The organism is Chryseobacterium sp. JAH (assembly GCF_001507335.1).
GTDB lineage: Bacteria > Bacteroidota > Bacteroidia > Flavobacteriales > Weeksellaceae > Chryseobacterium.
In genome coordinates, this window is the sequence record NZ_LMAH01000002.1 from 206,341 (window position 1) to 220,981 (window position 14,641).

General features: G+C 35.2%; 13 protein-coding genes. 4 read left to right on the forward strand and 9 right to left on the reverse strand.

The genetic code is table 11. The features are described from left to right. Positions 1-86: 86 nt before the first annotated feature. The 4 genes from AR685_RS04610 to AR685_RS04625 all read right to left on the reverse strand — a co-directional run bounded on the left by AR685_RS04610 (position 87) and on the right by AR685_RS04625 (position 5,420). Entirely contained in the window at positions 87-1,676 is a 1,590-nt protein-coding gene (locus tag AR685_RS04610) for a hypothetical protein (RefSeq protein ID WP_047442869.1), read from the reverse strand. Positions 1,677-1,772: 96 nt separating this feature from the next. Beyond that, entirely contained in the window at positions 1,773-2,906 is a 1,134-nt protein-coding gene (locus tag AR685_RS04615; protein WP_047442868.1) for an HlyD family secretion protein, read from the reverse strand. Between the two features lie 269 nt (positions 2,907-3,175). Beyond that, on the reverse strand, positions 3,176-4,486 hold the full coding sequence (locus AR685_RS04620; protein WP_047442867.1) for a TolC family protein: 1,311 nt from the start codon (positions 4,484-4,486) through the stop codon (positions 3,176-3,178). An 88-nt stretch (positions 4,487-4,574) separates the two neighbouring features. Next, positions 4,575-5,420, reverse strand: coding sequence for a helix-turn-helix domain-containing protein (locus AR685_RS04625; protein ID WP_047442866.1), 846 nt, complete (start codon positions 5,418-5,420; stop codon positions 4,575-4,577). 70 nt (positions 5,421-5,490) lie between these two features. On the opposite strand from AR685_RS04625, the gene AR685_RS04630 reads away from it, so the two are divergent. Beyond that, the gene (locus AR685_RS04630; RefSeq protein ID WP_047442865.1) at positions 5,491-5,964 is read left to right on the forward strand and encodes a DUF962 domain-containing protein; all 474 of its coding nucleotides are present in this window, start codon (positions 5,491-5,493) and stop codon (positions 5,962-5,964) included. A gap of 300 nt (positions 5,965-6,264) precedes the next feature. On the opposite strand, the gene AR685_RS04635 is transcribed toward AR685_RS04630, so the two are convergent. Continuing rightward, positions 6,265-7,332, reverse strand: coding sequence for a DUF2891 domain-containing protein (locus tag AR685_RS04635; RefSeq protein ID WP_047442864.1), 1,068 nt, complete (start codon positions 7,330-7,332; stop codon positions 6,265-6,267). Positions 7,333-7,476: 144 nt separating this feature from the next. On the opposite strand from AR685_RS04635, the gene AR685_RS04640 reads away from it, so the two are divergent. Next, positions 7,477-8,376: a DUF4349 domain-containing protein gene (locus AR685_RS04640; RefSeq protein WP_047442863.1), complete on the forward strand. Its 900-nt coding sequence runs from the start codon at positions 7,477-7,479 to the stop codon at positions 8,374-8,376. Between the two features lie 64 nt (positions 8,377-8,440). Here AR685_RS04640 and AR685_RS04645 read toward each other — a convergent pair whose 3' ends face one another. The 4 genes from AR685_RS04645 to dnaA form a co-directional block, all read right to left on the reverse strand. Further along, entirely contained in the window at positions 8,441-8,818 is a 378-nt protein-coding gene (locus AR685_RS04645) for a hypothetical protein (protein ID WP_047442862.1), read from the reverse strand. A gap of 118 nt (positions 8,819-8,936) precedes the next feature. Beyond that, positions 8,937-9,635 carry an SAM-dependent methyltransferase gene (locus tag AR685_RS04650; protein WP_047442861.1) on the reverse strand — a complete coding sequence of 233 codons (699 nt, stop codon included), beginning with the start codon at positions 9,633-9,635 and terminating at the stop codon, positions 8,937-8,939. Positions 9,636-9,677: 42 nt separating this feature from the next. Continuing rightward, positions 9,678-10,148: a low molecular weight protein-tyrosine-phosphatase gene (locus AR685_RS04655; RefSeq protein WP_047442860.1), complete on the reverse strand. Its 471-nt coding sequence runs from the start codon at positions 10,146-10,148 to the stop codon at positions 9,678-9,680. A gap of 99 nt (positions 10,149-10,247) precedes the next feature. Further along, the gene (dnaA, locus tag AR685_RS04660) at positions 10,248-11,702 is read right to left on the reverse strand and encodes a chromosomal replication initiator protein DnaA (protein ID WP_047442859.1); all 1,455 of its coding nucleotides are present in this window, start codon (positions 11,700-11,702) and stop codon (positions 10,248-10,250) included. Positions 11,703-11,839: 137 nt separating this feature from the next. Here dnaA and AR685_RS04665 point away from each other — a divergent pair, with 137 nt between their 5' ends. Together AR685_RS04665 and AR685_RS04670 are read left to right on the forward strand one after the other, a co-directional pair. Continuing rightward, entirely contained in the window at positions 11,840-12,262 is a 423-nt protein-coding gene (locus AR685_RS04665; protein WP_047442858.1) for an acyl-CoA thioesterase, read from the forward strand. 67 nt (positions 12,263-12,329) lie between these two features. After that, entirely contained in the window at positions 12,330-14,537 is a 2,208-nt protein-coding gene (locus tag AR685_RS04670; protein WP_059123882.1) for a DUF2339 domain-containing protein, read from the forward strand. Positions 14,538-14,641 lie beyond the last annotated feature (104 nt).

The following is a 14,641-nucleotide window of genomic DNA, read 5'->3' on the forward strand; positions in this document are numbered from 1 at the left end:
CTTGGATCAAATGTCTAGAATACATATAAAGTAAAGCCCCGCTTTGAAAAACAAAACGAGACTTTACGGGTAAAAACAAGGTTTCTTTATAAGGCCGGACCGGTGGCGCCTTTGAGGTCTTCTTCTAATTTTTTTCTTTCACGGGCTCTGCGTCTGGCGATAACCGATTTTCCGTTGAGGATTCTGATGACTTTTAAATATTCTGTACGTTTTCCGAAATGATGGGTAATTACATAGAGCATTACGCCGAAACCGGCAACGATAATGTATCCGAATATCTTTTTGTTGGCAGAGATGATGGCGTTGAGCTGAATGGTTTTCATATTGGTGGCAACCGTTTGTGGCGTGATGGTCATTCCGTCCATATAGACTGCCAAATCTCCCAAACTGACGATTTGAAACTGATACTGAAACCACGAAAACAGGGCTGAGAAAAATCCTACTGCAAGGAAGGTTCGCCATACCAAAACCAGTCCGATGGCGGCAAGCATTTCGTTGAGTTCCAATTTGTCTAAGGTGTAATACCAGACCGAGATGAAGAGCGAGCACATTCCATAGCCTTTCAGGAACATCGGTAAGTACCAGTTTTCGTAATTGAATTCCAGCACCATTGAAAAGTACATAATGATGGAGTAAGCCGTCATTGAAGCGAAGCCTGAAAAGATGAACATTTTGAGCGGTCGCTCTTTTTTAAACCAAAATACGGCGATCGCTCCGGCTAAGAATATTCCGGGTGTCATCATCACATTCAGTTTGGCATTGGTTAATTGGTCGTAGCCCAAAACTCCGACGGAATAGATGTTTTGAATTGACGTTGTTCCCAAAAACATTCCCAGCCACAGGAGCATAAACAGTCCGTTCAGCACGTTGCTTTTGGTGAAAATATGAAATGAAATATAAGGTCTTTTCAAAGTCAGCTGACGGATGGCCAACAAAGCAAAACTCACAAATGCGGCGATGCTGGCGTTAATAATGTTTTTGGAATTGAGCCAATCCAGCTGTTTCCCAAACGAAAAGACATACGCCGAAAACATAAACGTTGACACAAAAAGAATGATGCTCAGCCAATCGATGTAATGCAACGGAACTTTTAAAGCAAAGTATTTGTCGTGCATCAAAACCCAACACAACAATGCCAGGACAAAGCATAACACCGCTGCCAAAATAAAGAACTGCTGAAAGTTGTACAGTATCGAAACATCCACTGCATAATACGCAGAGACCTGATTTAATATCAAAACAAATGTGTAGAAGACGCCGTAAAAAATTCCACGTCCGCCCAGCATTGCCATTAACGGAAGGAATAATTCGATGGTAATCATCATTTTTAAAAATCCGATAACCAAAGAGGTCATTACAATAACCATCGGTTCAAAAGTGGTGGCGTTGATATAACTTAATGCACCGAGAAGCACCAATAACATCACCAATTTATCACGGACCTTGAACCGCATTTTCATTCTTAAAACCACAGGCATACACGCTCCCATCCCAATGGTGGTGGCGTAGTTTGCCCACAGAAAATATTCCTGCATCACGCCGGTTCCGCCCACCATAAAACTGATGTTTCCGGTGTAAACTCCTCCTAACGGCATCACCACGATAAGCAGTAAAACCATCATCAGAAGCTGTATGGGTTTCGGAACCCAATCGCTGAAAAGACCTTTGTTGTACATAATTTTTTTTAAAGACTAAGAGATAATAGACCGATAGATAATAGATAAGATTCTTAAAAACTTTGTTTTTAAGAATCTTATCTATTCGTCTATTCTCTATCTGTCTGCATTTAAAGAAACATTCATATTCATTCCCGCACTCAGTTTCGCCACATCTTCTTTTTTATTGGCATCTGTAAACTCGATTCTTACGGGAATTCTCTGTTGTACTTTGATGAAGTTGCCGGTTGAGTTGTCGGTTGGAATACTTGAATATCTTGAACCGGTTGCGGCTGAAACTGCGGTGACTTTTCCTTCAAACTGTTTTCCGCCTAAAGCATCGGCAGTCATCATCAGTTTTTCACCTATTTTAATATTCGGCATCTGGCTCTCAAGGAAATTGGCGGTCACCCATTTTTGATTGTTCAGAACGATGGTGGCAACTTGCTGCCCCGGCTGAATTAACTGTCCTTCAGAAATCGTTCTTCTTCCCATCACGCCGTCGTAAGGCGCAGTAATTACGGTATATGAAAGATTGATTTTCGCCATATCCAATGCGGCTTTTGTTCTTTTGATTTCAGCATCGTTGATGCCTAACTTACTTTTAACTTCTGTTGTAGAAAGGTTGGCCGACTGTTTCTGATTGACCAAGGTTTCGTAGGCTGCTTTTTGCGCATCGTATTCTGTTTTGGCCTGGTCAAATTGTTGTCTTGTCACCGCTTCTGCTGCCAAAAGGTTTTTGTATCGTCCTAAATTTTGTTCGGCATTCCACAATCTTGCTTTTGCACCAGCAATATTGGATTCCATCACGCTGACGTTGTTGGAAACTGTATTGATTGAAGAACCTGTAGCTGACCGTTGCGCCAAAGCATTTTGATATGCCGCTTCCGCCTGTCCGAGTTGTGTGATAATTTCACGGTCATCCAAAATGGCCAACGTATCGCCTTTTTTCACCTGCTGATGTTCGATAAATTTTATTTCTTTAATGTAAGCCGAAACCCTTGTGTTGATTGGATTGATAAATTCCTCCACCTGAGCCGCTTCCGTATAGGTTTTGTCGCCGATGTGAAAGTACTGACGAATCAGCCAAAACAATCCGAAACCAATCACCGCAAAAACGATAACGTTTGAAACGATGGCTCTGATTTTATTTTTTCTGTTTTGTTTTTTTTTGGCTTCAGCACTTGAAACCACAGGTTTTACCGGTGCTTGTGGTTGTGTATCTTGAGTATTTTGCTCCTTGTTTTCCATTTTTTTTGTTTTATATCTTTTTCGAACACGAAGTTCTCGGAGTTTTTTTTAATTAATGCTTCTATAGTTTCACAAAGCCGTTTGACTTCGTCGAATTTTTACTTTCACTTATAAAAGACATTTTGAACTAACTACTTTAAGTCATTTAAAAATTGTTCAAAATTATTTCCCCAGCCCTAAAGGGTGTAATTTTGAATAATTTTCAAGAGAATTTTTCCTCCCTTTAGGGTTGTGGCAAAGAAAAATGCTCTTGAAATTCACACGCGAAATCAAAGCGTCCCAGTAGATTTCAATAAGTTGTAGTATTGATACAGCACATTGATTTCTGCATTCGCATAGTCCAGTTCAGATTGTAGTTTCTGGTTTTGCGCATCAATCATTTCTGCCTGCACCGCCAACTGATTAAGGTATTTTGCTTCTGTGATTTTATAGTTTTCTTCCGCCAGCCTTTTCGCATCATTTAAAATATCGGCCTGCTGAATTGCTTCCTGATATTTGACGTAAGAAGCATTCACGTTCATATCAATATTCTGCTGTGTCAAAGTTAAAGCGTCATTAGCCTGCGTTTTCTGCAGTTCGCCCAACTTTACTTTTTCCTTGGTTTTATACAGATTATCGATATTATAGCTTAAAGAAATTCCCGTTTGCCATCCGTTACCATACATATCAACCACTGGATTTCTGTTGGTTATCGGTCTTTGAACCGTATAACCTCCAAAACCTGAAAGCGTCGGCATTCTGTCAGTTTTGATGATTTCAATATTTTTGTCAGCAACACCGATGTTGGTTTGCGCAGATTTTAATTGTGGATTGCTGTCGTGAGCGAGATTTAAATAATAATCCATCCCAATTCCTGATTCTTTATTGTCTAAATTTTCAACCGGAATAATTTCTGTATTGGCAGGCAATCCTAAACCAATATTTAAATTATAATTGAGGATTTTTCTGTTGTTGGCTAAAGTCAGAATGCTTTGGTCAAGATTCTTAATCGCAAGTTCTCCACGGATAACTTCATTTCTCGTTACCATTCCCTGTTTGTAGAAATCATTGATATTCTTCAGTCGTTGTTGAGCTAATTTTTTGTTGTTTTCAAAAACCGATTGTTGGTTGATAATTTTATAAACATCCAGATAATTTGAAATCACTAAAAATTTCACATCCTGCTGATTCTTCTCTAAATCCAATTCAGAAAGCTGTTCACGAAGACCTGCCAATTCAATCGATTTATTGACCAATCCGCCTTTGAAAATCAGTTGAGTAGCCTGCACACCGTACGTACTTCCGTAATGAGGCATCTGAATGGTTGTAGAATTGGAGAAATCTTTGTCGATTGCTACTACGTTTCCCAAATAAAATTGAGTTGTTGAAGCTGTGATTGAAGGAAGTTTCTGAAGTTTTGTAATATCCGTCTGCTGTTTGGCAATATTGATATTCTGTGCCGAAACTTTTAATTGGTAGTGGTTTTGAAGCGCCAGTTCGGCGACTTCATTCGCTGTCATCTGTTTTATTTCTTGTGAAAAAAACAGCGCAGGAAAAATAGCTATCACGAGTGATAGTGCTGTTTTTATGTTCTTTGTCATTTTACCTTGTTTTACGAAGCAAAGTTACGACTGATGTAATCTCAAACAAATGTTTGAGATTTGGAAAAAGATGTTCAAATGTAGGATTCTAACCTTCGAACTGATTTCGGTATTGAGAAGGACTTACTTCCAAATGTTTCTTAAAAAAGTGAGAAAACGAATACTGGTCGCTGAAACCAAGAATTGTAGAAATCTCTGAAACTGGCTTTTTAGAAGAGTTTAATAAAACTTTTGCTTCATTGATTACAATTAAAGCAATAATCTGACTCGCCGACTTTCCGGTAATGGCCTTAACGACTGACGAAAGATGTCTGGTTGTAATCGACTGGCGTTCGGCGTAGAACTCTACCGTTCTGTTATTATGATGATGAGAAGCCAAATCATTGAGAAAAACGAAAACAATTTCCTCCTGTCTCGACATCTGATTCATCGAATTGCTGTCTTCGTTGGATATAATCCCAGCCATTTGGTAACAGAAAACCGAGAAAAGGTGCTCCACCATTTCCTTTTTATACTTCATCTCTGTCTGAGAATCGAGAATATATTTTAAAAAATTGACACTTTTCCAAACTACATCCATATCATCCTGATGAAAAGGAACGCCCACATTCATCTGCTGACGGAAATATCGGTATGTTATTAAACGATTGAATTTCAATGACAAAGCTGAAATAAATTCTCTCTTATAAGAAACCATTCTCGATTGGAAATCGTCACTTACGGAAATGAGTTCGTAAACAGTCTGCGGGTCGGTCACCATAAACATATTGGCAGACAGCTCGAGGTCGCTGAAATGCTGTCGAAGTTTGATTGAACCGCTTCTGATAAAGATAAAAGCAGGATTATCGGGACGGAAAGGTTTGTCGGCAGAGATTCTTTCAAAGATATTGTGTTGCGTAAAAATCTCCACCCCGAATTTTTCTAAAGCAGACATAAGGCAAATGTAAACATTCTCTTTTCCGATTGCAAAAATTTATTATTTTAGTACACCCAATTTCAAAGCTATGAGAAAGATTGATTTACTTTTCGCTGAATATGCCGAAAGTCACAGAAACTCCACCAACAAGTTGATTCACTGGATCTGCGTTCCGCTGATATTCTGGACGATTTTAGGATTTATCTCTTTGATTCCTTCCCCGCATTTTTGTGCACCATACTTTGGGTGTATCAGTTTGGTGAGTTTAATTGCTGTGATTCTAGTAACTTTATTTTATCTCAGACTCTCTGTTTTGATTGGATTCATCATGATTTTTGCGATGCTTTTAATGGAACATTTGGCGTATGCAATTAATATTCATTTTGGAAATAAATCCTGGATAGTTTTTCTTGCAGTGTTTATTATCACATGGATTATGCAGTTCGTGGGTCATAAGATTGAAGGTAAGAAACCGTCATTTTTGAAAGACTTACAGTTTCTTTTAATTGGACCTATTTGGTTGTTGAGTTTTGTTTTGAAGAAACTGGGGATTAGATATTAATTTCTATCATTGTTTGATATTTAAATCCTTTACTTTATTTTTTTACCACAAGGATGACAAAGGTTTTTCACAAGGTTTATCAAGCGTTGTGTTCTCTGAAATTCTTAGTGAATGTCAGGATATAAATCTTATCAGGAAAAAAACACCAATTAAGCGATATTTAAGTTTGTTCTAAACGCAAGGTCAGACAATATTTCTTTAAAACTTTGCGCTTATTTTAAGGTAAACAGAGGCGTTTCACTTAGTGAAGAAATACCAAGATTAAAAATAATTACACGTATTAAAATTTAATAAGAAAAATCAATCTTCCAAAGCATACACTGCAAAGCTCGCCAACCAATGATCACCACCATAATTTCCTTGAAACAATAACGGAAGTCCATTGTTTAAAAAGATGGTTGCCGTTTTCTGAAATTCTTTTTTCAACGGATGATTTTCAGGAAGGGATTTTGCAATTCCTTTCATGCACCAGGCTTTTGTAAATGACAAACCAACCAAATGAACTGTTTGGTAATCACTCAAATCACTTACAACAGGAATCTTTTCGATATTTTCTAAACTTCTTTTTTCATAAAAGTTATCCAGCCATTTTATAAATTCTTTCTGTGGCAGAATTCTACGCATTAAATCTGCAATTTCAAGACTTGGCGAAAAGAAATCGGAACCGTCCGGTTCGAGATATGCAGGCGTTTTTGTATTGTTTAAATAAAAATATTTTGCTTTTTCAGTCAGTTGATTTTCAAAATCTTTATCTTTTGCAGCTCGTGCCCAATCAAGTGCAAAAACCATTGCGAATGCAGTGTTGGGATGAACTCCGGTTCTGTTGGGATAAGTTTGTTTAGGAAGATAAGTTTTCCATGAAGCAAGAATTTTATCGGTGAGAGGTTTTAAATTCTCATGCCAGATTTTTGCTTTAGGATGATTCCAAGTCATCAATTCTTCGTCTAACTTGAGGAGCCAAGCCCAACCGTAGGTACGCTCGAAAGTTGTTGTCAGCTGATATTTAGTGAAATAATCTGCCTCAACCTGCAAATTTTCTTTTTTAAATGAATTGTCTAAGATATTTTCAATGTCTTTGGCAACCGACAGATTAGGTTTTGTCTTTAACAAACGAACCAACATCCAATGTCCGTGAACAGAGGAATGCCAATCGAAACAGCCGTAAAAACTTGGGTGTAAATCTTTCGGACTCAATGGAACCTCATTCGCAGCATTGATGATGTGTGCTGTTTTATTCGGATATTCCTGATTGATGCAGTGAAGTGGTTTTTCTGAGAGCTTTACGGCCATTTCATCTGTCAGTTTTGGAGATTCCTGAGCAAAAAATAGAAATGGAGAAAAGACAATTGCTAAAAGACTTTTTTTCATTTCATAAAAATATTAATTTTTAATTTAATAAAACTCATTTGCATATATTTAAGCAATCACTCTAATACTTGAAATATATTTGAGATATTTACAAAATAATAAACTTTAAGCACGTTTCTTGATGCCTCATTGAAAAATTCATTTATGAAAAAGATAATTTTGCCTTTATTTTGTCTGATCCTTTTTAATTGTAACAAAGCTGAAAATCAACATGAAGTAAATGCGGATTTAGTGGAGATCATCGAAGACGACAAAGCAACAAGTGCGTCAATGGCTATGATGGCTCCGCCTCCGCCACCAAAAGAAGAAGTTCAAAGAAATTCCGTTTCGGAAAAAGCCGTAAATTCAGCACCAAATATTTCAGCACCACAAAATAATAGTATAGCCAAGAAAATCATTAAAAATGGTGAAATTGAAATTCACGTTGGAGATTTAAAAAAAGCTCATCAACAGGTAAATGAAATTATAAAAAACAATAACTCATACATCCAAGCTGAACGTTTTAACAATACTGATATTGATGAAAAACAATTTTTCACAATCCGTGTTCCGCATAAAAATTTTGATGCATTAATCAATTCTTTTTCTAATGGCGTTGGTTCTGTTGTATCTAAAAATATTTCTTCTGATGACGTGACCGAAGAATATACAGACGTTTCCATCAAGTTAGATAACAAGAAGATTTATCTTGAAAAATATCGCAACATGTTGCGAAGTGCAAAAACCACAAAAGATATGTTGGAAATTCAGGAAAACATTCGGGAATTGGAAGATGAAATTGATGTTTCGGAAGGAAGACTTCGTTTTATTGACGACAGAGTCAACTACAGTACTTTGGAATTAATGCTGTATAAAGAAAAAGCAAGAAGTTCGGCAACCTCACAAATTGGTTTCGGAAGTCGCTTTGGAGATTCTATTACAGAAGGCTGGAATAGTTTCATAGCTTTCTTCTTAGGTATTATTTCTTTCTGGCCTTTCTTGCTATTCATTCCAATAGTCATTTTTGTTTGGAAAAAGTGGAGGAAAACCAGAGTTAAAAAATGAAACCATAAAAAAAACATCCGAATACTTTTGGTACTCGGATGTTTTATTGCAATAAACAATTTATTTAAGCATTAAAATGCGTTTTTACAGTTTCTAAAACCTGTTCATCAGACATTTGTTGCGAAGTTTCTAAAGTGATTTTTAAATCTTTAAACTGAGCGGTGTCATGCAGATACTTTTTTAACTCCTCTTGGATTGTTCCTGGACCAGTAATCAAAACTTCTTCAGAATTTGTCAGAAGATGCTCCACCTCTTTGAAAAATTTCACTTTATTGGTTTGTTCAGCGTTATTTCCTGCATTCTCACTTGAGTTCCCGTGCTGGATAATTGCTTTTACAGGACTACAAAGAAAGAATTTGAATGCATTCTGAGCATCATGATTTTTTACAACTACGGCTTTCTGCGTATCGATCCAAAGACCTGCTAATTTTTTGTCTGACATATAATATTTTTTAATGTTATATATGTATTGACAAGAATGATGCTAAAGGTCTGTTAATGGCTGTTAAATTATATTTTAAGTAATTTTCTCAATACTACTCTAAGAAAAAACATTCAATTTATTTTCCCAAAACGAATACTGCAGGAACTTTATGCAATTCAGGTTTTTGCTTCTGCCAATCTTTGATGCTTAAAGTTTTAATGAATTCATGTTCTGCATCATTAATATTTGCGGCAATACATAGCTTCGTGTTAGGAGAAAGAAATTTACACAAATCTTCAAAAAGTGCATTGTTTCGGTATGGCGTTTCCATGAAAATCTGGGTGTAACCGGTTTTCTGAAGTTCAGTTTCCAAATGTTGTATTCTCTTTTTCTTTTCACCTTTTTCTATCGGAAGATAACCGTTAAAAGTAAACTCCTGTCCATTAAATCCACTTGAAATCAAAGCTAAAATAATTGAAGAAGGGCCAGAAATAGGAATCACTCTTATTTTTTTCTCATGACACCATTTTACAATGAGATTTCCTGGGTCTGCAATGCATGGAAGTCCGGCTTCTGATAATAATCCGAAATCCTGGCCGTTCAGCATTCTATCCTGAGCCTCCTTGATGTCAGCATTTTCTGTGTATTTATCTAAAAGAAATAACTTTAAATCTGCCTGCTTTTTCTCAGGAGCGAAAAACTTAATCACTTTTCTAGCCGTTTTTTCGTTTTCAACAAAGAAAAAGTCTGTCTGCATGATATAATCTTTGATCACGGGAGAAAAATGAGTGATTGGGGTATTTTCTGAAAGATAAGCCGGAATTAAAAAAAGCATTGTTGTAAATTATATGTTGAAATTTAATGAAAAATATAGATTCTAATTTTTATTGGTCAGAACATGTTGTTGCAATTGATGTGAAATTTTATTACAAGCGTCATCAAGTAACTGAAATACATTTTCAAAATCATTCATGTCACCCCAATATGGATCTGGAACCTCAGAATTCTGATGATTTCCTGCTTCTTTCAAAAACAGATGAACTTTTTGGCGCTGTTCTTCATTTTTAGTCATCGAAATTACATCTTCCAGATTCTTCAAATCCATACAGTAGATTTTATCAAACGTGTCTAAATCTGAAATCAAAAGAGGTCTGGATCTTTGTTTTGAAATATCAATACCATGGCGAGCTGCAGTTTTCACGGCTCTTTTATCAGGTGTTTCACCTTCATGCATGGAAATTGTTCCTACAGAATCAATCAGAAAACTGTCAGGAAGTTTAGATCGTAAAATTCCTTGAGCAAGCGGACTTCTGCAGATATTCCCAAGACAAACCATCAGTATTTTCATTGAAATGTAATTTAAAATTAAATATTTTCAGCTGACAAAATTAAATAAAAAATGGAGAACAAAATTTATTCTCCATTTTCCTTATGATTTGATGACAGATTAATGCTTGATTTTCTCTGTCAGTTCTTTTACGTATTTTTTAACTTCTTTGTCGATTTTAGAAACATCTTTAATTGTGTCACAAGCATACATTACTGTAGAGTGATCTTTACCTCCCATTTCTTCACCAATTTTTGTAAAAGTTGCATTGGTAAATTCTTTTGCAAAATACATCGCCAACTGTCTTGGTAAAGCGATTTCTCTTTTTCTGGTCTTAGATAAAAGCTGCTCTCTTTTGATTCCGAAATATTCACAAACAACTTCCTGAATGTAAGGGATATTGATGATTTTTTTCTGATTCGCAGCAATCTTATTGATGGTTTCTTTTAGTAATTCAAGACTTAGATCTGATTTATAAATCGTAGAGTAAGCAATCACTGAATTGATGACACCAATTAATTCTCTAACGTTGGTTTTTGCCTCAGCTGCCAAGAAATCCAACATATCATCCGTAAGAACAATTCCGTCTCTACTGAGCTTATCAACGATAATTTTTCTTCTGGTATCCAAATCCGGAGATTTGATCTCTGCAGAAAGTCCCCATTTAAAACGAGAAACAATTCTATCCTGAATATCCATGATATCAACAGGAGCCTTATCTGAAGTTAAGATAATCTGCTTTCCGTTTTGATGCAAATAATCAAAAATATGGAAGAAACTATCCTGTGTTGCCGACTTACCTGACAGGAACTGAATATCATCGATAATCAGAACGTCTACCATTTGGTAAAAATTGGCAAATTCTGTTTGTTTATGTGCTTTAGCAGCAGAAATAAACTGCTGGATAAATTTTTCTGACGATAGATAAAGAACCACTTTATCAGGAAACTGGCTTTTCACCTCCAGACCAACAGCCTGACCAAGGTGAGTTTTGCCTACTCCATAACCTCCATATAAAAACAATGGGTTAAAAGCTGTTGCACCAGGTCTTTTAGCGATAGATCTCGCTACTGTAGATGCAAATTTATTACTCTCTCCTTCCACATAATTATCAAAAGAAAAATCAGCTTTCAGATTAGAGTCAATATTTACTTTTTTGATTCCCGGAACAACAAAAGGATTAACAATATTGGATGAAAAACCTTGAGGCATTGTTTCCTGCATTTTAGGTGTAGGAACGGTTTTACCCTTCATATTCATTGTAACGGGTTTTTCTAAGCCGCTCGGCTTATTTTCCATTACCGAATACCAAAGTTTCACGCCTTTACCGATGTTTTTCTTCAGGGCAGCAGAAAGCAACGACAAATAATTATCTTCAATATATTCTTTGTAAAAATCACTGGGAACCATCAATGTAAGATTGTTGTCAACCAATGAAATTGGCTGCACTTTATCAAACAGTAAGTCGAAAGATTTTTCAAGCTTTTTAAGATCAGAATTGTCTTCAGCTGCGTTTAAATTATCTCGCATAAACTGAAGGCACTTCTGCCATATCATCATTAAATTTTCATCCATTTTTTATGCCCTGATTAATTCTTTGGTTATTTTGTTTTTATTGGGAAGACAAAGGTCACATATTTTAACTTTAAAAAAAAATATTGCAAGTATTGATTATTAAAAAATATATTTGTATGTATAATTTGAATCCTAAGATGATACACACAACTCACACAATACGAGTACGTTACGCAGAAACAGACCCTATGAAATATGTATATTACGGCAACTATGCCACATATTTTGAACTGGGGAGAGTAGAACTTTTCAGAAGCATTGGAATATCATATGATGAGATCGAAAAGCTTGGAATCTGGCTACCGGTTTCTGATTACAATATTAAGTATTTAAAACCAGCTTTATACGATCAAAAATTAGAAATTCACACTTACGTTAAAAAAATTCCGGGAGTAAGAATTGAATTTGAATACGAAATCTACAACGAAGAAAAAATAAAAATTACAGAGGCCCGCACTACTCTTTTTTTTCTTGATGCTGCAAGCAATAAAATCATCAAATGCCCCGATTTTTTAATGGAATTGATTAAAGAAAATTGGAAAGAAGACTTACTCTCATAATTAAAACATTGGGATAAATTTTTAAGACCTAATTTCCAAATCCTTATATTTGACACAAATATAATCTATGAGTTCTGTTTTTGCTATAGTTGTCATATTGATTGTGATTCTGATATTGGTTTATCATAAATTGAGTAAGCGAATTGATATGCTGGAAAAGCAGATCTCTGATTTGTCCCAAAAAGCAATTTCTCATGCTGACCACGCAACAGACAAAGAAAGTATTACGATACCTATTATTTCACACAGTGCGAAAATTCAGGTTCAGAATTCCAATTTAACGACAAACGAACTACAGGAAACTGAACCTAAAAAAGACTGGCTCGCTCCGGTTTTTGATTTTCTGAAACAAAATGCTCTCACTATCATCGGGATTTTCACTCTGGTTTTGGGAATTGGATATTTTGTAAAATATGCCATCGACAAAAACTGGATTGGAGAAACGTCAAGAGCCGCAATCGGATTCATCGTTGGTATCGCCATTATAGCAGTAGGACATTTCCTGAGAAAAAACTACACGGTTTTTTCATCAATCATTACTGGCGGCGGTGTTGCTGTACTGTATTTTACGACCACAATTGCTTTTCGTGAGTATCATATCTTTTCGCAAAGTACCGGCTTTTTGATGACCTGTTTAATCACCATCTCATCTATTGCTCTCTCCTATTATTATAAAAGTGAAATTTTAATCCTTTTTTCTCTATTTGGCGGATTTTTAGCACCATTAATGATCAGTACCGGACAAAGCAATTATCTTTTCCTGTTCAGTTATTTATCTGTTTTAAATGCAGGAATGCTCATCATAGCTTATCTCAAGCAGTGGAAAAGTATTGGCTGGATTTCATTTATTTTCACTGCAATATATCTGTTCTTCTGGACTATGGAGAAAGCAGAAATCACTGCCGTTCTCTTTTATATCATTACCTATCTTATTTTCTATGCATTTGCACTGCAGCATTATTTCAAAAAAAATACTGTAGAACAGCTTGATATCTTAATGCTTATTTTAATTAATTTTTCAAGCGTGGCTGGTTTAGTTTTTATCGTCAACGAATTACAACTGCTGCCTGTATCGGTTTTCCCAGTTATTTTCGCGCTCATCAATGCAGTTGCTTGGTATAAAGAATATCAGAAGAAAAATTTCGGAATCAACTATTCAGTTTTTGCAAGTATCACAATCAGTCTCATCACTCTTGCTTTTGCACTTGAATTAAAAACCCATCTCATCACCAGTATTTGGGCTATAGAGGCGAGCCTTCTTCTTTATATCTGGAAAAAAACCAATCATAAGATTTTTAAAATTTTCTTTTATATTTTGTTTCCGATGGTCATATTATCTCAGATGATGACCTGGGCAAGGTATTTTGATGCAGTAACACTGCATATTGTCTTTAATCCGGTTTTCATCACAAGTTTAGTTGTGATTGGCAGCTGTTTTATGAATCTACATTTTCTGAAAAAAGATTCTGAAGAAGAAAAATACAACCTTGAATTTTATGAAAATATATTTAAAATACTATGTATTTCAGTAATCTATTTTTCTTTCTTATTTGAAATCATTTATCATATTTCTGATCAGAGTTGGGTTTTTATGTTGACCATTGGTTTCTTGTTTACCCAATTCTATTTATTTGTATTAATTCTTTTCAACAAAGAAATCAGCATCAGCAAAGATTTTCAAACGTGGATGATTTATCTATTTCTGCTGTTGCTTTTTATTCATATCTTAACTTCACAAGTAGCCACTGAAACTATCAGCACAAAAATCAATTCGGCTTTTTTCTTTGTTCACCTGCTGTATGTTCCTCTTTTCATTTATTTAATTATAAAAATATTTCCTAAATCGGAGTTTATTAAAGTGCACATCTCATATTGGGCGATTTCTCTGATTATTATCTTGGCTGTTAGTTTTGAATTCTATCGATCGTACTTATTATTATATGCTGACAATCGGGATCAGATTTATCAGCTTCAAAAACATTTTAACATGTTATATCTACCCATAATTTGGGCAATTTTGTCTTGCATTTTTATTTATTTTGGTTTAAAAAAACAACTTCCGGAATTCAATAAAATTGGTTTTACTCTGCTCGGAATTATGATTTTTAAATTGTATGCTTTCGATGTCTGGCAAATGGATAACGTATCTAGAATCATTGCTTTTATCATTTTAGGAATTATCTTGCTCTTGAGTTCATTTATGTTCCAAAGATTGAAAAATTTAATTAAAAATCTGGTCGATAAAAGGGAAGAATTTTCAGACAAAAATTTTTAGAAGCACCATTAAATTCTATTATTTGCAATTATTTTTAAATTATATTGATTTTTTATTGATTATTTGTAAAAAATAAGTATATTTATCACGTTTTTAATACTTAT